This window comes from Pedobacter gandavensis (assembly GCF_032677645.1).
In the GTDB taxonomy this organism is placed as follows: Bacteria; Bacteroidota; Bacteroidia; order Sphingobacteriales; family Sphingobacteriaceae; genus Pedobacter; species Pedobacter gandavensis_A.
Genome location: NZ_JAVTSB010000006.1, coordinates 1 through 21,084, shown reverse-complemented (window position 1 = coordinate 21,084; position 21,084 = coordinate 1). Strand labels below are relative to the sequence as shown.

Below are 21,084 nucleotides of genomic sequence, written 5' to 3'. Positions count from 1 at the left end.
ACAATGGATTAGAAATTGACATTTAAACCAATATTAAAGACCTTTTGCAAAGGATAGCCCAGGCCATTACCACCCATTTCCACATCCCAGAGTTTGAAACTGCTGATGCTGGCCAGATTTGTTCCATTCACATAAATCCGAAGGTTATCCATCTTTAGCTTTTTGATAAATGATTTGGAAAAGGAATAGCCAAATTCTACCGATTTTAACCTTAAGAAAGCACCGTTTCTCATAAACCAGGAACTGGTTTGGTAGTTATTATTGTTTAGGGCGTTGCTGATAGATAATCTAGGCCACATGGCATATAAATCTCTGTTCTCTTCCGACCAGTGACTTTCTGCATAGGCTTTTAGCAGTGCATTCTCCCCATAATTACTTTGCGCAATATCTACAAATGGGGCTGTCGCTTTGGAATCAATCCAAAAAGATTCTCTTCCGATCCCTTGTGCAAAGGCCGATAGATCAAAGTTTTTATACTTCGCTGTAAAACCAAATCCGTAAACAATTTCAGGCGAAGTTGGTAGTCCCAATGGAACTGCATCCTCCTGAGTTACCTGCCCGTCGCCATTTACATCCGTATATTTAAGATCACCCGGCCCATAAACACCGAAATTCTGTTTGGGCGAATTGGCAACATCGCCATCATCAATAAAAAGACGCTCGGCAATATATCCCCAATTCTGACTCACCGATTTACCGATGCGGCTCCGGTATGGAGTCAGCGAATAATCAGGCTCTTCAAAAGCGGTAATTTTACTGGTAGAATAGGTCATATTTGCCCTTACGGTGACCGATAAATCGGTACTGATCATCTTGTTGTAATCCAGCGACAAGTCCACACCGGAAGATTTTGCCGCACCAACATTGGCATAGGTAACAGAAGCAAGCCCCATGGTCGTAGGAATAGAATTTCTGGCCATTAAAATATTGGTTCTATTCTGACGCCAATACTCAGCCACTATATTCAGGTCCCGTTTAATTTCGATTTCCATCGCAAGGTTGGTCTGTTTCGAGGTTTCCCAGGTAATGTCATCATTCCCATAAGCAGAGATAGAAACCCCCGGTCTGTAATAAGCATATTGATCAAAACCGAAAGAGGCACCTCTTCCGCTGTCATTTAAACTAACATTGGAAAGGTAAAAAAAGCGCTGATTTGGAGAACCAATGGCATCATTTCCAACCAGTCCGTAAGAGCCTCTGAACTTAAGTTTGGTAATGGTATTGGCCATCCCTTCCCAGAATTTCTCATTAGAAACCATCCATCCTGCGCCAATAGTCGGGAAAAACCCAAACTGCCTGCTCACATGAAAACGTTCCGAGCCATTGTATCCAAAGTTGAACTCCACAAAATAACGGCTGTCATAACTGTAGGTTGCCCTGCCGGAAACGCCAAGATTCCGATGCGGTAGCGAAAGCACCAGCTCATCTTTACTCACATCCAGGTTTTCCTCAATCGTGCTAATCAAACTTGCCGATACGGCACTTTTTCCGAAAGCACGGGAATAATCCATCGCAGCCAGGAGGTAAAGATTTGCGGTCGCATTACGTGTTGCCCCCGGATAGCTTAGATATTCCGTCGGACCAGCCTCTCTGTTTAACAGGTTTAGGGTATAGGTTTTTGTATAAGCATCCCAGGAGCCTATATTGTAGAAAAACGGATTGTAACTTCTGGTTACCGAGAAGTAAGAATACCGGTTGGTACTTCCTATCGCACGAAAGGAAAGTCCTTCTGTGATGGCATCCATTTTTTGGTTCAGTTCGAGTTGCGCCAACATCCTCGAAGAGGAAGACTGCCGGTAGCCCTTCACCATATCCGCATAGGGATTAATAAACTGTCCCCTGTCGCCGGAATTACCGAACAGAATATGCTGGGTAAACCGATTGGCGCTATCCGCCGGATAAAAAGCCGGAAATGCTGTAGGACTTGCCTGCATAATCTTGTTATACACACCCGTTCCACCATCAATCGGCCCCTTATAATCATCAAAAGTTCCGGATAACCTCACCACCAACTCTGTGGTCGGAGAAAGATTAATGTTCACATTAGACCTTAACAAATAGGTATTCAGCTTGATGTTATTATTGAAGTTGCTAACCTTCGGGACTTTTAAAATCCCGTTATCTCTGTTAAAACTCCCCGACACATAATACTGTGCAACCTGAGCACCACCACTTACACTCGCATTTGCACGCTGGTTCATCGTGTTCTTTTGTAGTAACATCTCCTGCCAGTCTACCACCGGATAAAGCAAAGGATTTGTACCCAGAATGGTATTGTCTATTTGCGTCTGCGTATATTTTTCTGTCAGATTTCCACGGGTAAGTTGCGCCTCCCTGTACATTTGCATATAGGTAACCGGATCTGCCAGTTCGAGATCTTTTGTAGCCGTAGAAAGGGAATTTTCCAGACGTACATTCACCTTTGCCGGACCAACTTTACCTTGTTTGGTGGTTACCAGAATCACGCCATTCGCACCCCTTGCGCCATATAAAGCCGTAGCACTCGCATCTTTCAATACAGAAAAGCTGGCAATATCATCCACCTGCATCCTTGCCAGATCTGTTGGCGTTAGCTCGATGTTATCGATTAAAATCAAGGGCACATTGTTGACGCCAAAAGTCGTAATCCCACGGATAAAGAATTGCGCGTTATCTGCTCCGGGTTCGCCGCTTCGCTGATAAGCAATCACACCGGCAATCTTTCCGGCTAATGCCGTAGTCAGGTTACTCGATGGCACCTTTAGTTCGGAAGGTTTGATGGTCGTAATCGAGCCAACCACATTTGATTTCTTCTGCGTACCAAAAGCCACCACCTGTACCTCATCCAGATTCGCTTTATCTTCTGCCAAGGTCACGTTGATGGTCGCCTTGTTTGCCGGACGTTCTATCGTGATATAACCCACCATTTTGAAGACTAAAATCGCGTTTCCGGGCACTTGTATGGAATAACGCCCGTTGATATCGGTGCTGGTTCCTATGCGGGGCTTTCCTTTCACAAATACAGACACGCCCGGTAAACCCTGTTTTAAACTATCTGTAACAGATCCCTGGATCACCGTATCCGCTTTGATTTTAGTTGCCACACGTACCGGTGTAGTTTCAAAAGGGAACCCCTCCTGAACGGTAACGGCTACCATCTTTTGCGAAAGGTTAAAAGCAAGTCCGGTTTTTGAACTTAACTCCTTTAACAACTCTACGATATTCCGGTCTTTTTCTTCAATAGTGATCGATTTCACCTGTTTGATGTCCTTCGGACTATAGGCGAACCGTAATCCTGAAAGTGACTCAATTTTGGAAAAAACGTGTAGAATAGGCTTATTGTCGAAGCCAATCGAATAGGTCTTCTCCTTCTCCGATATATTGGCCTGTGCAGTCGTAGTCATCACAATAGAAGGATAAATGAGCACAGTCAGCAATATCGAGCAATAAAAGAACCCTCTTGAACAGAGTAATTTTCTTTTTTTCATACAGCTTGGTTAGTTTATTTGGTTGGTTGGTTGGTTGGTTGGTTGGTTGGTTTACTATTTCTTTTTAGGGTCAGGGCGGAAAACAATTTTATTATCTTTCAATTGCCAGTCCAGCTGATTGATGTAACTGATGGTATTCAGAATACCAGCCAGCGGTACTTTTGAATAATCCCCCGTTATGCGCTTAAACTCGCAATCACATTTACTGAGGTCAATTTCTACCCCATAAAACAGTTGAAGCTTACGGACAATGCCAGCCATATCTTCATTGTTCAGGATCAGTTGCTGTAAAGACATTTCTTCCAGTTCCTTTTCATTAAACACGCCTTTTTTGCCGGTACCCGTTTTATTATTTACAACCAGAGAAGTCCCTGGTTCAAGCATCATAGATTTATGCAGCTCCGGTTGTTTAACTTTTACGCTTCCCGTCATCAGGTACACGAAAGATTCCTCATTATCTTTGAAATCGCGAACGAAAAACGAAGTACCTAAAGCGGTGGTGGTGATGTGCTCACTATACACCACAAATGGCTTATCCTTCAAAGGAGAGATTTTAAGGTAAACCTGGCCAGATACGGCGATCTTCCGGTCTTTCGCATTATAATCTCCAGCGATTACCAATTTACTCCCCGGATACAGGAGTGCTACTGTTCCATCTCCCAGGGTAACACTTTTACGGTTATTCAGTAAGGTGGAAATAGTTTTACCTGTTATAGATTCAAAAGCAAAATGTTGCTGTTCCTGTTTAGAGAAAAGGATTAAATACCCGCTCACAAGCACTAAAGAAGCCGCGATACCCATTTTAACGAGCGCATGGAAAGAACGCAGTTTCCTAACCTTCATCTCTCTTTGCTCCCGCTCATTCTGCTGATCAAAACTTAATTTGAACTCCAGAAATCTGGCCTCCACATACGCTTCCGGCAACTCGCCGGTCAACAATAAAACATGCGTTTTAGCGGCCTTACAATTGGCAAGGTGTAAGGGGTGCTGCGCGATATAATCATTCCATTTTTCTGTTGCAGCGTCATTATTGTTTAAGCAATAATCAATAAAAGTAGGATCGGTAATTAAATCTTCCAGGGTTAGTAAAGGTTGATACATCAATAGGTTTTATGGTTTGGTATAGTGTAGTGTCCATCAGTGGCCATTTCTACTTCCAATACCAGAAAGTATTTTTCAACTAACTGATTATCAGCAAGAAAAAATTCAGAAAAGAAATAGATTGGGGTAATTCCGGAATCACTTATAACTTAAGCAGGTATACAATGATATAGACAGGGACTTTTAAATCGTCTTTTAGAAACCTTAATGCCTGATGCATATTGTTGTAGGCCGTTTGGGTGGCCATACCGGTTCTTTCAGCAATCTCGTCATAATTCAGGTTTTCATAATACCTGAGCATAATGAGTTCTTTCTGGCGGACACTGAGCTTGTCGATCGCCTTAAATATGCGTTGTTTCATTTCCTCTTCCAGCTGTAATTCTTCAATACAATCCACAATAGATTGCTCATAGAATGCTAAAACAGGCAATACTTTTTTACTTTCAATAATTTTCTCCTTATTGATCTTTCTGCGGATATAAGTAAACAGATAGCTTTTTACATTCGAGACAGGTTTTAGATTAGAGCGGCTATCCCAGATCTCCAGAAAAATCTGGTTGATGGCATCTTCCACCGTCTCCCGTTCTTTGCAGACCAGAAAGCCATAATTGTAAAGTGGACTATACAGCGTTTTATACAAGGTAAATAACGCTTGTTCCTCCCCATCTTTTATCCTCAGCCATAAAGATGGTAAACTATTCACCTCAGACGCTACGCTCTGCACGCAACACTCCGTTATCAGACTTAAACTTATTTCTCATCTATCAAAATCAATAAACATCAGCTCTTATACACCCGGTAACCGGAAAAATTTTTAATCCCTGATCCTGTTTCTTCCTAACCTGACCTGGTTTTTTCCTGAAAAATCACCGTTATTTCTCAATCCTAAACATAACAATATTTTTACAAATTATTTAAGCTTTACGCACACAAAGCGCAAATAATCAGGTTTGCTACAAAAATCTGAATACCATTTACCTCCGGTAAAACCAGCATTTAACCCCTGTAAAACCACTTGGAGTACCTGCAATAAACAAAAGCATCATAACCCAAAATGAAAGCTCACAAAAAAGGGGCAACAAAGCACCTTTAAAACACTTTGTCACCCCTTTTTAAGGAATTTATGTTGTTACTTCAGCAACTTCTGATACCTCAGCAGCGCTTCTAAAAAGTAATAATCTGCATAGACTAAAGGCACATCAATCTCGGAATTATGAGGCATACTCCCCACAGAATGTTCCAGGATAAATCCAGCATTTGTACCAGGTTTTGCTAAATAACCATTACCCGACAAAGACTGTAACATCAGCTCTGCCTGCTTAAAATATTTACTGCCATCAGGTACAAAGGTGCTGAGTTCCAGTAATCCGGAAGCAGTCAATGATCCTGCTGAAGCATCTCTTGGAATGTAATCCAGTTTTTTGGCATCATAAGCCCAATCTGGTTGATAACCGGCCTGATTCACATTAAAGTCCCAGTAAGGAATCTTATCCTTTGGCAAATTAGGATGGTTGATGTAAAAATCTGCTGCTTTTTGAGCCGCTTCCAGAAAACGTTTGTCTTTCGTTTCTCTGTACATCATCGTGAAACCATAAATCGCCCAGCCTTGTCCTCTGGACCAGGTCGAATTATCCGAATAACCCTGATTGGTTTGCTGATGAAGTACCTTTCCATCTGCATCATAATCTACCACATGGTAAGTACTGAAATCTGGTCTGAAATGATTCTTCATCGTGTTTAAAGCATGGCTCATCGCCACCTCTTTATACTTAGGATTCCCCGTTAATTTAGACACATAACAAAGCATTTCCAGATTCATCATGTTGTCGATGATCACCGGATATTGCCAGGTCGTCTTTTTATCCCATGATTTTTTAGCATTCCATGATTTGATCAGACCCACTTTAGGATCAAATCTGGTTAATGCAGATTCTGCCGACTGGATTAATATCTTGTGGTATTTTTCTATTTTCTCCGGATCTTTTTCAAACCTTAAGGCATTGCCATAAGAACAGTACATCACGAAACCAACATCATGGTGCTGCGTTAGAAACTGTCCCTTTTCAAGCGCTTCTGTCCATTTGGTAGCCGCAGCTTTCCATTCCGGCTTTTGAGTATACTCGTATAAATACCATAATCCCCCTGGGAAAAACCCGCCTGTCCAATCCCATACATCAGTTGACCTGACCGAGCCATCTTTATTTGTGGTTCGGGGAAATTGTGTGAGGTTCGTAGAAGTTTTCAATAATTGACCATACTGCTTTTCCGCAACAGCAAAATCCTTTTTAATCATCGCTGTTTTCGGCGACAATAATAAGAAGGAAGAGGCAGTTACGGATACTGCTAATGCGGACACCAGCAATAGCCTGCTTCTTTTCATTTTAAATTTGGTTAGTTTCATTCGTGGTTATTAAAGGTTACTCAGTATAAATTCTTCTTCCGTTTAATTCAGTTCTGTTTAATTCAGTTCATGCACCCAATTAATTTCCCTGAAATTACTACATTCAAATTTGAGCATCAGGATGATAAAAAAGGGGGGATTATTTAATCTAATTGAGGGTAATATTCAGTCAGATTCTTGATTTCAACCCCATACACCCCCAATTCCAATTTATTTAAGCGTCACCGTAGAACCGGCAAATGCCTGCTCAGGAAAACTTACCGGGTAAGCGATAGTCTTTCCATCCTTTAGATTGGTAATGCTGATCAACGCAGTACGTTCTTTTTGCAATGGGTCTGCTACCGAGATCATCATCTTTCCATGGACTGACTTAATCAAAAGTGCGCAAGGCTTGTCCGATTGAATAATATACGTTGCCGTTTTTAATACACCCGGCTCATAAAATATCGCTTGTAGCATATTTAATTTTTCATGACTTACCGCCTGAATTGCTGGCGTATTAGACAAGATCTTAATACCGGAATTATTGAAATTAACCAATGGTTCCGAATTCTTAATCCCTGGTAAAACCACATAGGTATACTTTGTACCTTCCGGATTTCCACGTTCAGGATTTACACCATGATCAATCCATAATTTAAAAACATTCCCTGAAAGCTCCGTTTTTGGGTGGGAGTTGTTAATCTTATACCAGTTCCCTTTTTGGACATTACTACTCAAATTTACTGCTAAAGATTCAGGAAATACATAGCCTACACCATCGTGTAAAATCCAACTCTGCTGATCACTTTTAAAGACCTCCGTTTTACCTTTTCCGAATTTACCTTTTATTGCAGAACCTGTCAGATCACTATTTAACCAGCTTTGGTTAACCGTGGTTACGATGGGCTCCGCCGCATTACTGCGAATCCCTGCTCCCAGGCAAACTATTTCCTGATCAAAGAAGAACCATGACTTTTTTGCCGCAACACTATCATAATCTAAGGCATAAGCACTTGCGCCATATTTACCATCAGAAACACCACCAGCGAAAGCATTACTGCCATCTTCACCCCAGAACTTCGAAGTCAGGCGGTCTTCCGGATAGTCTCTGCTTGTGGTTCCAGGGATCTTGTCCCATTCCCAAACAGGCATAATATTGTAATATTCCGGTCCCCGAACCTGAATATTCGTTGCCCCGTCAGACAAATACCTACCGAATAAATTCTCCTTGTTTCCAGATTCGCTGCGTTTGGTACGGTTGCTCACCATCCTTACATTAAATGAGTAGCCTGGCCTTGCATGGATCACATAATCCCCATTCCAAAATTGCTTATGTAAGGGTTCAACTTTATACCCTGGCTGTTCCGTACTATCCGTCCGTAAAATTGCTGCTTTCCATTCTTCCGCAGCTATGGGATCAACCAAAGCAGCAATCCTCAGTCTGCTTTTTTCAGTATTCTTTCTTAGAATATCGGGCCTGCTAATCCCACGACCTTCTACATTAAAATCCATATAACTCCCTCTTATCGCTTTTAAATAAGACTCGCGGTAATACTTAGAAAACAACTGCAACTTATCATTGCTAATTGCATAAGGCGTTCCCTGCACATAATTGATCATTTTTAGCACCCCGGTAATAAACACCGCGCCATAGCTTGATATCTGTAACTGCGGACCATGTTGCAAATAAGAAAAATCATACTGCAAACCCTCTTTGTAATGAACCAAACGGATTGGATCAAACAAATCAGCAGTAGACTTAGCCAGGAGCGCATGGTCATTAGTTAGCAGAGCTCTGTAAAAATAATGCAGGGCGATATCTGTTTTATTGGCACCGGTTTGTTTTTCAGGATTACCGCGTTTCATTCTTTCGATCAATAAAGCCTCTAAATCTGCCGGGATGCTGTTTTCTCCGTTTCGCAGGGTAATTAACAATTCTCCCAAAATCTGAGGCGTCGCAATTTCATTGTGCCACCAATTGCTGCTTTTCGGATCCTGATCATACCAGAACTTAAAGGCCCTGGTCATGGCATCAAGTACCTGACCGCTCCTGTAATAACGGCTGTCTTTCGTCACATAAGCCTGAACAAAGCTTTCCAGTTTGATTAGATGCGCTCCCGGTTGCCAATTGGTAATGCTTTTATCAGTATAATCTATCTCCTTCCAGCTTCCGTTACCCTGCAAAGTAGCCAGGTTTTCTGCTGCGGATTTATTGACCTGTTTTAGCGGTTTTCTAAGATCCAGTACTATTCTTTGCATAATCAGTCTGGTAGTATCAGCAGACTGTGCCTTGACCAGTCCGGAGGTTAGCATAATTAGCGCCAATAGAACTGATAATAATATTCTCTTCATTGAGTGTAAATTTGGTTGGTTTAATTAAATTTTAACACCTCTACTGTCGTAGCTGACTCAGACTTCACAGACACTAAACCAAAGAGCCACAGAACAATCCATTGGCAACCGATAAGTGATCAAAAGATAATCCGGCAAAAGATAGCCTGAAAAAGCAGCAGAGAATTATGGTCAGCAATACCCGCCTGGCTATTTTATAAAGGTGAATAGGTTTAGTCATTTCCGTTTTAAATATACAAAATAAAGCATTCCAGCAGAATCGTGTTTATATTAGGCCTAAACCATTTCCCTTCGCGGAAAGAAAACGCAGAAAGAAAACATCATCCCAAATAAACAATAAAGATGAACAACAAAACACTGATTGGTGTAGACCTGGGCGGCACTAATGTACGCTCTGGCCTGGTAAAAGGGCAAGAAATCATTAAAATCGACAGCGACCGGATTTCCTCCAAAAGCGATGAAAACCTGGTTATCGAGCAGGTGATCAATTCCATCAGCAGGGTGATCAATCCTGAGGTGGAAGCTATTGGAATTGGTGTTCCCGGCATTCTGGACACCAAATCAGGTATTGTTTATGACGTACAAAACATCCCTTCCTGGAAGGCTGTTCCCTTAAAATCCATTCTGGAACAACGTTTCCAGATCCCTGTTTTCCTGAACAATGACGCCAATTGTTTTGCTGCAGGAGAATGGCAATATGGCAAGGGCAAAGGCAAGCAAAACGTAACTGGCCTGATTCTCGGTACTGGCGTTGCTGCAGGTCTGCTCTGCAATGGCAAGCTTTATGAAGGTCGCAATTGCGGTGCAGGGGAATTCGGAATGATCCCGTATCTGGATCACAATTACGAATGCTATTGCAGCGGCAATTTCTTTAGTCATTTCCACCAGATTTCCGGAGAAGAACTCTCTAAAAGCGCAGCAGCAGGAGATCCTGCAGCCTTACAGATTTTCCAGGAGTTCGGAAAGCACCTGAGCTGGCTGATTAAAACCATACTCTATGCGGTAGATCCGGAAATCATCGTATTGGGTGGTTCCGTAAGTAAAGCCTTTCCCTATTTTGAGGCTACTTTATGGAAGCATTTACAAGACTTCCCGTATCAGCCAGTCCTAAAAAACATTGAAATCACAGCTACTGAGATTGACAATATTGCCATTCTTGGTGCAGCCGCATTGTATTTTAACCAGGAATCATAAAAAACAACTGTATAGCAGGGAGCTTTGTATTTCGGCTACAGCATTTCTGTCGCAATTTCCCCCTTTAAATGTCTGCTTTTCCCTACCTGCGCCTCCTCAACTTTCTTTAACTTAGTTTATACAAAACCGTAAAGCTAAATTATCATGAAAAACTTCATTTATCCATGCTTAACCATCAGAGGGAAGATCACCGAAGCAGCCGAATTTTATACCGAAACATTTGGGGAAGGTAAAATTGGCACGACCAACCCTTTTGTGGTACAAATCAACCTGAGCGGACAAACATTTATGTTGCTCAATGAGGGTCCTTCTACTGATCCAAATCCTGCCATTTCCTTTATGGTGATGTGTACCAGCGGAGAAGAGACTGAAAAATACTGGAATAAATTACAAGACGGCGGAAAGATTATGATGCCTATGGATAGTTATCCATGGAGTCCTAAATATGGCTGGATTCAAGACAAATACGGAGTTTCCTGGCAGTTATACACCGGAACAAAAGACGATTCCGCACAGAAGTTCTGTCCGACCTTAATGTTTACCGGTGATAAAGCTGGTAAAGCCGAAACCGCGATTAATTATTATGCTTCCCTATTTCCGAATTCGGAGATCCAGGGTGTCCTGAAATATGCAGAAGGCGAAGGCGACAGCACCGATTTTGTAAAACATGCACAGTTTAAGCTGAATGGCTATACGATGATGGCGATGGACAGTTCCGCAGCACATGATTTTACTTTTAATGATGCCATATCATTGGTAGTTAACTGTGAAACTCAGGAAGAAATCGACAAATATTGGGCGGAGTTGACTTCAAAAGGAGGTTTTGAAGTAGCCTGTGGTTGGTGTACTGATCAATTTGGCATCAGCTGGCAGATCATTCCTAAATCAATTGTACAAATGATTAGTGATCCGGAACGCGGTCAGCGCGCTATGCAAGCCATGATGAAGATGAAAAAACTGATCATTGCAGATTTAGAAAACGCGTAAAACAACAATGCCCTGAGCATCTGTGAAGATGGACAGGGCATTATGTAACTTATTCTTTTACTGGTTCCGGGGCTTTTCCAATCAACTCCATAAACTGATCTAGCTTAGGGGTGATGATGATTTCTGTACGTCTGTTTTTCGCTCTTCCTGCTTCGGTATCATTGCTGGCAATCGGGTTATACTCCCCTCTTCCGGCAGCGGTTAGCCTTTTAGGAATCACTCCGTAGTTGTTTTGTAAAGACTGAACTACAGAGGAAGCTCTCAGTGTACTTAAATCCCAGTTGTTGCGGATGTTGACTTGTGAAATTGGCACATTGTCCGTATTTCCCTCAATCAACACATCATAACTCTGGTAATCTTTAATGATTTTGGCAATTTTGCTTAAGGTTGCACCTGCCTGATCAGAAATTTCATAACTTCCTGATTTGTATAACATCTGATCAGAAAGTGAGATATAAACTACTCCTTTTAATACTTTAATATCTACATCACTCATTTCTTCCCTACTCAAAGAACGGGTCAGATTGGTGGTTAATACCAGATTCAGGGAATCACTGGTGTTTTTAGTGTTCACTAAATGCTGGATATATTTATTAGCTACGTTAATCTCGTCTACCAGTTTGGAAATATTGGTATTTCCCTGGCTGCTTGAAGTTAAACATTTGTTCAATGCAGTTTGTAAGGCTTTCACATTTTCGCGTTGTGCAGCAATTTGTTCTTCCAGACTTTTCACACGGGTTGTAGAACTGGCAAGTTCCTGATTCACGCCCTGGTTTTTCTCTTGCAATTGGGTGTAGCTGGATTGCAGATCTGCAAACTTCTTATTGCTCACACATCCCTGACCCAATAAGGCCACAGCTACTAATAAAGACGGTAATATGGGTATTCTCATAATCTTATAAATCTTGATACAATAACAATGGAACGTCTTAATGGTTTCTTTATTACGAGCAATTTAAACAAATTTGTGCTAAAAACTAATTTCTTAGCTCCTAAAATATTTCATTCGCAACGAAACTATTTTTGCTCTACAAACACCAGTTCACTAACCATTGCGTTACTACCAGAAACAGACTCAATTTTTATGCCGAGTTTTCCATCATTGGTATCTTCTCTCATGACGAACAGTTTAATCCATTTTCCTTTTTTATCGAGTGTACCCGTCATGAACTCCCTGCCATCGATCCAAATTTTCGCAGATCTGGATTCATTATTCCAATCTTCGAAACGGAGGTATAGCTCCCCTATCACCCCTTGTGGCGGATTTATCGTGATTTCAAGATTTTTACCGTACCAGGCGGATTTTCCATCCCATTCCCAAATTCCTTCTTCACCTTTCATTTGATACTTCGAATTACGTTTCAATACCGGCAATTTTGTCCCTGTTTTCACATAAACTAAAGCGTCTTCAAAAGCGGCAGGCACTCCTGATGCGGCTTCTTTGATAAAAGGAAACGTTTTCTTTAACAAACCCGTATCCACACTAGTTTCAGGATTAAAATCTGGTGTGTTCATATACTGAAGCAAACTGTACTTCAATTGTTTGGCCACCGGATTTTTCGGAGTAGCGATATCATAACCACAAATCAAAAGTTTTCCTTTTCCAACTTTACATTCAAAAACCGCAGCCAGCTTTTCATTCAGGTGAAAATCACTGATGGGTTGTACAATAGGTTCCAGGTTTTTAGGCCAGTCTTTCATTATAAATGATCTCCCTTTACTAATGGCTTCCCATTGCCAATCACTAAATGATCCTGTCGGAAAACCGCTTAAAGCAGGATGTTTATCATTGATTAAGGCGCCAAGCGTGGTGTTTTCCTGTCCGGGGAAGAACACATTCGACCAAAACAGCGGGGTAAAGAACAAGGGTCTGGATACTTCAGAATTTCCAAGTTTGGAAGCGTAAAGGAGTACCGTTTTACCATTTTCCAATGCTTTCAACGTATTTTCATCCAGAACATTCGTTTCTAACACCTTATTTTCAAATGCCTGATATTTAGCATGAGCTGTTGCTGATGTTGGCTGTTCCGTATTTATTGCAGGGTTATAAATCCAAAGGTCCCATTCATTTCGGAAGCTGGTACCTGGCAGACTAACCACCAGTTTTACCTTTGTTGCCCTGGTGATCCTGTTCATCGCCATTTCTATTGCTCCAAAGCTTTTTAATTCCCCTCTTTTGATCAGGGTTTTGCTTAAAGTTCCTGCTCCCCATACCTGCTGATCCTCCCCTATAATTTTCCAGTCGAGCGCAGTATTCAGGTCTCCTCTTCCGTAATTTGCGACTTCCAAATCAGTGGTAAAAGTCTCCGTATTCTCCCATACAAATTTCTTTATTCTTGCCAGAGGCACCACCTCGTTGTTGTATTGTTTAAAATAACTGGTATCCGTAGTTCCTTTATCTTCATAAAAAGCATCAAGCCATCCGACCAAAGCTTCTCCTTGACCCTGATAATCCTGCATACTCAAAAGTTGGAACCCTCCGCTGGAAGGTGTACGGTAAAAGTTTTCAATTAAACTCTTATAAAGTATCTTTTGAACAGCACCACTGGCCTGATGAAAAGCAACATCTTTATTCTCCAACCCATTTGCGATGGCTGACTCCCTGCATACTTCCAGGTTTCTGGCTTTTAATACACCAGTATACTTATCAATCTCCGACCATAACGGGTACACTGGAAATTGTCCTACTTCATGCGCGAAAATCGGAATATTGCTCTTCGAATAGTTTTTTTCGAGGTCATAATCACTTCTTCCACCCTGCAAACCATAGGTGCCGCCTACATTAGGAATGTTATGAGTGGCAGAATAATCATCTACCGGCATAATTTTTCTAGCCGTAGATACGGCATATAATCTCCTGTTGTCTTTGCTTTTCAGTTTTTCAATCCATTTTTCCATCACGATGAAATCAGAATTTCCCAGCTCATTCCCGATACACATCATGGTAAAGGAAGGGTGATTTCCATAGGCATCCAGCATACGCTGTAACTCATTTTGGGTGTATTTATCTGCGGAAGGATTTTTCCCTAAACCTTGTGGAAGTCCTTTGGTAAGCATATCCGGCCTGTCTTTTGGCGGTTCGGTCATCCACCAGTCGATCCAGATGGCTTCTGCTTGTATATAAATTCCCAATTTATCTGCGGCTTCAAAAGCGGCTTCCGGCGGACACCAGGAATGAAAACGCGCATGGTTTAAACCATAAGACTTATAAACTTTAAAAATACGTTCCCAATCTTTCACATCGGTAGATGGGTATCCGGTAAGCGGAAAATGTACGCAATCCAGATTACCACGCATAAATACCGGAGCATTATTGATCAGCACTTTCGACTTCGAATGTCCGATACTCCTAAAACCAAAATCCACCGATTTATCATTTTTATTTGCGAGTTTTACCTTAATCTGGTAGCGATTTGGAGTAAATTCGTCCCATAATTTGATTGGAAAATCAAGCGCTAACACCTGATTTTGCGAAGCTTCCGGCAACAAAAGCCCCTTCTTAGTAAAAACTATTTTATTGGTTTGCAGGTCTACGATGTGGTAATCCAGCTTCATCTTCTGCGGATTCTTTACCTTTAATTGCAGTTTCAGTTCACGTTTTTCTGCATCGGGATATACCTGTAAATCCTGGATAGCGGTACTTGCTTCTGCGCGTAACTCTAGCTTGCCGACTGCACCATTCCAGATACTTTGAGTGTACTCGGTATAAGCATGTCCCTTATCTCCGATATTGTGAATCAGATCATTATTAATCCGGATACTCAACTGATGTTTTCCAGGTGTAAGTTTCCCCAGACTATGTAGGTGTGGAACACCAAGACCATCCTGTGTGGTCATTAAACGCCCATCTATCCAGACTTTAGATTCCCACATCACTCTTTCCAGAAACAAGGAAATCTCTTTGTTTTTCCAGGATACCGGGATATTTATGGTTCTGTTGTACCAAGCCGGTCCGACGTACTTATAGGCTCTGGACAGAATTCCATAATCAGCACCTACTGTTTTCGTTCCTTTTTTTGCCTGATCGGTGGTTCCCGGAAGCGCAATTTTTTCCTTTAATTCCTGGTCAAACCATTTGTCTTTTTCGCCTTGATTGGCTTGGTCGAGCTGAAAGTTCCAGGTTCCTGCCAGGGATATCTGATCCTGAGCAATCCCTTTATTTATTAATATAAACAGAAGTCCTACAACCGCTAAAAATCTAATTTTCATTGCATTTAAAATTTAGGTGTTCTGCTGATTTTCATTTCTCAGCTAAGAAACACAAACTTAGCTTAACCCTGGCAATCTTAAATGGATAGAATCTTTTTTTTAATGGACTATATTATGATTTGTTTATTGGCAATAAAAAGGCCTGTTTGATCATATGCTTTCAAAAACACCAATTAATTCACAATCTTATGGTATATCAGCCATCGAATAAAAGAGATTTCTGTAGCCTTGGGACCTGAAGATTTAATATTATTTCCCAAGAATCTTTAGCAAAAATATGGGAATTCTACCACAGAATTACAAATTCAAGAAAGAAATCAAAAAGGATTCCAAAATCTGATATATGTTTCGTAACTTCCTGTATTAAAAGGGGATTCATCACGTTTAAAAACACAACGTAACCGACTATGCATGAGATATTAATTTATACCTCACATATCATCAGTTATATCAGCATTGGTATCATCTGTTATGGCGCAGCAATTGGTCTTTTTCATTTTGTAAGGAATGAGTTAAACCGTTTGGGGAAAGGCTTTTCTTTACAAAGAACTGTCCAAATTAAGATCGAGGTAGGTTATTATTTGTTGCTCGGTCTGGAGTTTTTAATTGCTTCGGATATTATTGATACGATCGTGAATCCTTCGTTCCAGGATCTGGGAATTTTAGCCGGCACCGTGGTCATTAGAACGGGCTTATCTTACTTCCTGAACAAAGAAATCGACGATCTGAAAGGTGATAAAAAACACCTCAGCCCTCTTTGATTTAAGTAGAATAATTTAATCTGTTTTTAATATCTGTAATTAACTTTTCTAGTATATTTAAGCATTAATGCCAATCGTCATGGATCAATCAAATAAAAAAGACACCACACAAAGTAGTGCAGAGATCACCAAAACTCTGGCAGCACATACTGCTGAACTTAAAAAAAAGACAGAACTTGTGAACCATAGGTTAGACGAATTGAGAGCTGAGACAGACAAGTTTTTACACCCTGAAAAAGGGCCGCTAAAAAACAAATAAACCAGATGATGTACGCTGTTGTCATGCCCTGATCCATCAATTCCCCTTGGTAGTTCCCTACACTACCTGCTCCTATTATTCCAAAAAACCAAGCTCAGTTTATATTCCTGCCGACCTTCCTTAAGCATGCCTTAAAGTTCCGTATAAGATGCGCAGCTACTGACTTTACATTGACGAAATAATTACCAGGGTATTTCTCCTTCTTTGATTGGAGGTTGATAGGGCCTCATTGGGCTTATAGCCCTATCAAAGTACTGGATAACAGCTGATAACTTTCTTTTAATACTTGAATAAATAAAGTGTCATTAGGAGGATACCCCGAAGTTTATGACTATCTTCATGCTCATCATACCAAACAATACTTTACTCAACCTCAAACCTTTAACCTCTCTAACATGGCAATAGCTTCAAACGGTCCACAGGGCCACCTTAACGGAAAAGTAGGCAATCTGGTGTTTTACATGCTCAATGGGCAGCCTGTGGTACGTTTAATCGGCCGAAAAGGGAAACCGAGTAAACTTCAGCTGGCCAATTATCAGGAAATGGCCGTTACCACCAAACTATTGAGTGGAATGGGCAGTTTTATTAAGCTCGGTTATGGTTTACAGGCCAAAGGAACGGTTCATAATGCGCACAATTTAGCTACCTCCTATCATAAAAAACAGGCTTTAACCGGCGAATATCCCAATATCCGCATTGATTACAGCAAGGTGAAACTGAGTCAGGGCGTGATGCCGGAAACCGCAGATTTAAAGATCGAAAAAGTAGCCGGCGGACTAGAAATCACCTGGGATCCGACACATACCTACGAATTAAAGCACAACGACAGCGTAATGGTGATGATTTGTTGTCCGGAAACCGGGAAAGACAAAGAATACCTGAATATCGCCAGAAGATCCGAGGGGAAATGTTTTATTCCTTTGTATGAAGACGTATTGAATCAACAGATAGAACCTTATATTTCTTTTATTTCTGCGGATGGAGAAAGCGTGTCCGACAGTGTTTATCTGGGTAATTTGAATGGTTTGGGTAAAACTGAGACCGAAAAAAGGGAAGAAGAGAAGTACAGGCTGGTAAAAACAAGATTTGATCAGTTGGAAAGTAATTATTTGGCGCAGTTGAAAGAAAATTACGGTCTCAGGGCCGATACCAAAGCTTTTAAATGTTTAGAAAAAGAATATAAGGTGCTCAAAAACCAACTGGACCACTTACCCGGAAAGCCTGGTTAAACAGAATTCAAATCCCTATTCTATTTTAGGCTGATTTAGGCTGAAAATCAAAACCCAAAGCTTCAAATATTTTGTTGGTTATGGAACAATACGTCCGGAATTAATCATAAATTGATTCTGAGGGCTTGAATTGTGCTGTCTTTTTTGCTCAAAAGTCGGTTTAAGGTCGAAAAACATTTTTTGATGTACTTATCATGAAGAATCATATGCCTTAACTCAAATTAGTTTCATAGCTTTGACACAGAAATTATCAAGAAATTACCATGGCAGTATTACATAGAAAAGAAGAGAAAATTGAAGTTGTATTAAGTAAGCTTCCAAATGAGTATACTGATAAAGAATTTGTAGAGATGTTTGTTCAGCTTTATTCTAAAGACTGGGGAAAAATCAAATCAAATTACATCAAACATTCACAAGATAAAGAGCCTGGAACAGTGATCATTATGCCTAAGCCTGAGCTTTATCTAAAGAGCATTTTAGAGACTTATTTGGAGAACAACAAGAAATAATATAGTTCGCTTTTCATTAAAGCGTATCAATAAAGATGAATAAAGCTCAACTTAGGTTGGGCTTTATTCATTTAAAAGGATTTCTGTTTATTTAAACAGTTCTTGCTACATCTTCTTGTAAGCCAATTTACAAGGCCGTTTCTGTATCATAAATCTTATGATAATACACATAAGAGATCGCGAGAACGAGGAATACAATCCATGGGAATATCGCCTCCATTCCGAAGCCATCCACTGCCCAATGGCTGATGGAAGCAAAAATAAAATCAAAGCCAAAACCTGCGTAAGCCCATTCTTTGACACGCTTAGGTGCTTTAGGGATAATCAGTATAATTGCGCCAAGTATTTTAAAAACAGTGAGCGCGATTCCGAAATACTCCGGGTATCCCAAATGTCGGATGCCTTCTTTTGCCATCTCCGTTTGAGAAGTAAATGCTGGCATAACTCCTTCAAATAAGAAGATGAGGATGGTGGCGGTCCAGAAGATAATCTTGTTTCTTTTCATCAGTTTATGTTGTTTTTATTGGTTTAGCAAATTGTTTAACTTTATCAGCCTAAGGCTTTTTCCAGCAGAAGACATCAATCTTTTTTGCTCGTATACATAGCGGTTATCCTTTCATTGATTACGCTATTTTCATGGCTTTTGGATTTCAGTTAAATTAACTTATTCAAATTTATATAGTAAAAAGCAATTTTAACAAGTGTAAAAGCGACATAATCAGGGGGGAAATAGGACAGGCAGCTCTCCCTATTTCTCTTTCTCTCTGGTCAGGCTAAAAAACACAAATTTTCAGATCGAAAAAGAAAAATATGCGTTTGAAACGGACGATATTTTAAAAAACCATTCGCTTTCGGGAATAGATTCCCCGATTTATTGTAATTATTTAGATGAAAAAAGGGAGGAAAAACAGCCTTAAAACCCCTTAAATAGGTGTTTCAAAAAAATATAGAAATAATTGCATCTAAATTTGGAAAACCAGTTAAGATTCGTACTTTTGCAGCGGAGAGTTGGCAGAGTGGTCGATTGCGGCAGTCTTGAAAACTGTTGACTTGTTAAAGGGTCCGCGGGTTCGAATCCCCCACTCTCCGCCACTAGGTGACTAGATTTCGAAAAAACCTGCAAATCATACGATTTGCGGGTTTTTTCTTTTTAAACCAAAGCCAAATAAAGCATCAATTCACATATGGTTGGTGAGTCATTCGGTGAGTAGTTGAAGGTATTTTTAGGTACTCACCGAATAGACCTTATTTCATTGATAATGAACAGGTTGAAAATTTCAATATCTTGACTGGCAGTAGTAGCAAAGCTAAATTTGTTTAACTTTTTAATGTGCAACATTATGAAAACTAATTTCAGCCTACTCTTCTACATGAAGAAACAGAAAAACTATCAAATTGGAGCGATTTCCCCTATCTATCTAAGAATCACCATTGACGGAACAAGGTCTGAGGTAACTACCGGTAGATCCATTGATCCTCTACAATGGAATCCAAGGCTAGGCAGAGCCAAAGGCTACAAAGAATCGGTTAAATCATTCAACTTCTATCTGGACGATTTACAGGTCAAGATCCACGAAGCACATTCCCAACTCACCAAAGAAAACCAGAAGATCACTGCTCAGGTGCTACGCGACAGATTTCTTGGGAAAGATAAAGATCGCCCAACTTTGTTAGAAGTATTCAAAGAGCACAACAGAAAGATGGAATCATTGGTAGGTACTGAATTTAGCAAGGGAACTATGGAAAGATACCGCACCTCTTTAAAGCACACTATTGAGTTCCTGAACTGGAAGTATAAAATTGATGACGCTGAGCTTACTATGGTGAATCATGAATTTATAGCCGAATATGATTATTATCTACGCTCAGTCCGTAAATGCGCTAATAATTCTGTGGTAAAGTATTTGAAGAACTTCGGAAAGATCATTCGTATTGCGTTATCCAATGGACATCTTACAGCTAACCCCCTATTAAATTACAGACACACCATTAAAAAGTTAGATCGCGTGCATTTAACTGAAGAAGAATTACTGGCCATTAACAAAAAGAAAATGGCTACAGAGCGACTAGAGCAGGTCAAAGATGTATTTCTATTCTGTTGCTATACCGGACTCTCCTATATTGATGTGAAGCAGTTAAAGAACAGTAATATTGTAATTGGAATAGATGGTGAGAATTGGATCTCCATAAAAAGGCAAAAAACTAACGTCCCTTCTCATATTCCTTTATTACCTATGGCCAGTGATATACTAGACCGTTATGCTAAAAATAAAGTGTGTTTGAATATGGGAATGCTACTTCCAGTATTAAGCAATCAAAAAACGAACAGCTACCTAAAAGAAATCGCTGATTTCTGTGGCATCAATAAACCGATTACTTTTCACATCGCGAGGCATACTTTCGCGACTACAGTAACGCTCCTCAATGGTGTTCCTATTGAAAGCGTATCGAAAATGCTGGGGCACACTAATATCCAGACCACACAGCATTATGCAAAAATGCTGGATATAAAAGTGGGAAAAGATATGGCCATACTAAAGAAGGTTTATGCTGATTTAATTTAGGAGCCACACAATATAAAAGGGCTTTAAGCGTCTTTATACATGAGAGCGTTAATTTAAAGCGGGAATGAT

At 40.5% G+C, this 21,084-nt stretch carries 15 protein-coding genes and 1 tRNA gene; 8 read left to right on the top strand and 8 right to left on the bottom strand.

Translation table 11 applies throughout. From position 1 onward, the window contains the following. Window positions 1–8: 8 nt before the first annotated feature. The 5 genes from R2Q66_RS11040 to cslA all read right to left on the bottom strand — a co-directional run bounded on the left by R2Q66_RS11040 (window position 9) and on the right by cslA (window position 9,303). The gene (locus R2Q66_RS11040) at window positions 9–3,467 is read right to left on the bottom strand and encodes a TonB-dependent receptor (RefSeq protein ID WP_316748822.1); all 3,459 of its coding nucleotides are present in this window, start codon (window positions 3,465–3,467) and stop codon (window positions 9–11) included. 54 nt (window positions 3,468–3,521) lie between these two features. Further along, on the bottom strand, window positions 3,522–4,568 hold the full coding sequence (locus R2Q66_RS11035) for a FecR family protein (RefSeq protein WP_316748821.1): 1,047 nt from the start codon (window positions 4,566–4,568) through the stop codon (window positions 3,522–3,524). Window positions 4,569–4,710: 142 nt separating this feature from the next. Next, complete coding sequence (locus R2Q66_RS11030; RefSeq protein WP_316748818.1) at window positions 4,711–5,292, bottom strand: sigma-70 family RNA polymerase sigma factor; 582 nt, start codon at window positions 5,290–5,292, stop codon at window positions 4,711–4,713. A 405-nt stretch (window positions 5,293–5,697) separates the two neighbouring features. After that, window positions 5,698–6,969 carry a glycoside hydrolase family 88 protein gene (locus R2Q66_RS11025; protein WP_316748816.1) on the bottom strand — a complete coding sequence of 424 codons (1,272 nt, stop codon included), beginning with the start codon at window positions 6,967–6,969 and terminating at the stop codon, window positions 5,698–5,700. Between the two features lie 210 nt (window positions 6,970–7,179). Continuing rightward, window positions 7,180–9,303 carry a chondroitinase-AC gene (gene cslA, locus R2Q66_RS11020; protein ID WP_316748815.1) on the bottom strand — a complete coding sequence of 708 codons (2,124 nt, stop codon included), beginning with the start codon at window positions 9,301–9,303 and terminating at the stop codon, window positions 7,180–7,182. 342 nt (window positions 9,304–9,645) lie between these two features. Here cslA and R2Q66_RS11015 point away from each other — a divergent pair, with 342 nt between their 5' ends. After that, complete coding sequence (locus tag R2Q66_RS11015; RefSeq protein ID WP_316748813.1) at window positions 9,646–10,497, top strand: ROK family protein; 852 nt, start codon at window positions 9,646–9,648, stop codon at window positions 10,495–10,497. Window positions 10,498–10,641: 144 nt separating this feature from the next. Beyond that, on the top strand, window positions 10,642–11,484 hold the full coding sequence (locus R2Q66_RS11010; RefSeq protein WP_316748811.1) for a VOC family protein: 843 nt from the start codon (window positions 10,642–10,644) through the stop codon (window positions 11,482–11,484). Window positions 11,485–11,533: 49 nt separating this feature from the next. On the opposite strand, the gene R2Q66_RS11005 is transcribed toward R2Q66_RS11010, so the two are convergent. Together R2Q66_RS11005 and R2Q66_RS11000 are read right to left on the bottom strand one after the other, a co-directional pair. Further along, on the bottom strand, window positions 11,534–12,376 hold the full coding sequence (locus R2Q66_RS11005; RefSeq protein ID WP_316748809.1) for an OmpA family protein: 843 nt from the start codon (window positions 12,374–12,376) through the stop codon (window positions 11,534–11,536). 125 nt (window positions 12,377–12,501) lie between these two features. After that, window positions 12,502–15,693, bottom strand: coding sequence for a sugar-binding domain-containing protein (locus tag R2Q66_RS11000; RefSeq protein WP_316748807.1), 3,192 nt, complete (start codon window positions 15,691–15,693; stop codon window positions 12,502–12,504). A 407-nt stretch (window positions 15,694–16,100) separates the two neighbouring features. On the opposite strand from R2Q66_RS11000, the gene R2Q66_RS10995 reads away from it, so the two are divergent. From R2Q66_RS10995 to R2Q66_RS10980, 4 genes are all read left to right on the top strand, one after another. Continuing rightward, on the top strand, window positions 16,101–16,454 hold the full coding sequence (locus tag R2Q66_RS10995) for a DUF1622 domain-containing protein (protein WP_316748805.1): 354 nt from the start codon (window positions 16,101–16,103) through the stop codon (window positions 16,452–16,454). A 79-nt stretch (window positions 16,455–16,533) separates the two neighbouring features. Then, complete coding sequence (locus R2Q66_RS10990; protein WP_316748803.1) at window positions 16,534–16,713, top strand: hypothetical protein; 180 nt, start codon at window positions 16,534–16,536, stop codon at window positions 16,711–16,713. A gap of 395 nt (window positions 16,714–17,108) precedes the next feature. Next, on the top strand, window positions 17,109–17,942 hold the full coding sequence (locus R2Q66_RS10985; RefSeq protein ID WP_316748801.1) for a DUF6266 family protein: 834 nt from the start codon (window positions 17,109–17,111) through the stop codon (window positions 17,940–17,942). A gap of 263 nt (window positions 17,943–18,205) precedes the next feature. Further along, a complete protein-coding gene (locus R2Q66_RS10980; protein ID WP_316748799.1) occupies window positions 18,206–18,451 on the top strand; it encodes a hypothetical protein in 246 nt (81 codons plus the stop codon). A 127-nt stretch (window positions 18,452–18,578) separates the two neighbouring features. On the opposite strand, the gene R2Q66_RS10975 is transcribed toward R2Q66_RS10980, so the two are convergent. After that, window positions 18,579–18,956: a DoxX family protein gene (locus tag R2Q66_RS10975; RefSeq protein ID WP_316748797.1), complete on the bottom strand. Its 378-nt coding sequence runs from the start codon at window positions 18,954–18,956 to the stop codon at window positions 18,579–18,581. Window positions 18,957–19,453: 497 nt separating this feature from the next. Here R2Q66_RS10975 and R2Q66_RS10970 point away from each other — a divergent pair. Then, a tRNA-Ser gene (locus R2Q66_RS10970) sits at window positions 19,454–19,543 on the top strand. Window positions 19,544–19,791: 248 nt separating this feature from the next. Continuing rightward, window positions 19,792–21,015, top strand: a complete 1,224-nt coding sequence (locus R2Q66_RS10965) for a site-specific integrase (RefSeq protein WP_316748795.1) — start codon at window positions 19,792–19,794, stop codon at window positions 21,013–21,015. The last annotated feature ends 69 nt before the right edge of the window (window positions 21,016–21,084 follow it).

What these genes read in the sequence shown, in the direction of transcription:
- R2Q66_RS11000 (WP_316748807.1), bottom strand. Translation starts at nt 15,693, where the DNA reads ATGAAAATTAGATTTTTAGCGGTTGTAGGACTTCTGTTTATATTAATA.
- R2Q66_RS10980 (WP_316748799.1), top strand. Translation starts at nt 18,206, where the DNA reads ATGGCAGTATTACATAGAAAAGAAGAGAAAATTGAAGTTGTATTAAGT.
- R2Q66_RS11015 (WP_316748813.1), top strand. Translation starts at nt 9,646, where the DNA reads ATGAACAACAAAACACTGATTGGTGTAGACCTGGGCGGCACTAATGTA.
- R2Q66_RS10965 (WP_316748795.1), top strand. Translation starts at nt 19,792, where the DNA reads ATGAAAACTAATTTCAGCCTACTCTTCTACATGAAGAAACAGAAAAAC.
- cslA (WP_316748815.1), bottom strand. Translation starts at nt 9,303, where the DNA reads ATGAAGAGAATATTATTATCAGTTCTATTGGCGCTAATTATGCTAACC.
- R2Q66_RS10995 (WP_316748805.1), top strand. Translation starts at nt 16,101, where the DNA reads ATGCATGAGATATTAATTTATACCTCACATATCATCAGTTATATCAGC.
- R2Q66_RS11010 (WP_316748811.1), top strand. Translation starts at nt 10,642, where the DNA reads ATGAAAAACTTCATTTATCCATGCTTAACCATCAGAGGGAAGATCACC.
- R2Q66_RS10990 (WP_316748803.1), top strand. Translation starts at nt 16,534, where the DNA reads ATGGATCAATCAAATAAAAAAGACACCACACAAAGTAGTGCAGAGATC.
- R2Q66_RS11035 (WP_316748821.1), bottom strand. Translation starts at nt 4,568, where the DNA reads ATGTATCAACCTTTACTAACCCTGGAAGATTTAATTACCGATCCTACT.
- R2Q66_RS10975 (WP_316748797.1), bottom strand. Translation starts at nt 18,956, where the DNA reads ATGAAAAGAAACAAGATTATCTTCTGGACCGCCACCATCCTCATCTTC.
- R2Q66_RS10985 (WP_316748801.1), top strand. Translation starts at nt 17,109, where the DNA reads ATGGCAATAGCTTCAAACGGTCCACAGGGCCACCTTAACGGAAAAGTA.
- R2Q66_RS11025 (WP_316748816.1), bottom strand. Translation starts at nt 6,969, where the DNA reads ATGAAACTAACCAAATTTAAAATGAAAAGAAGCAGGCTATTGCTGGTG.
- R2Q66_RS11040 (WP_316748822.1), bottom strand. Translation starts at nt 3,467, where the DNA reads ATGAAAAAAAGAAAATTACTCTGTTCAAGAGGGTTCTTTTATTGCTCG.
- R2Q66_RS11005 (WP_316748809.1), bottom strand. Translation starts at nt 12,376, where the DNA reads ATGAGAATACCCATATTACCGTCTTTATTAGTAGCTGTGGCCTTATTG.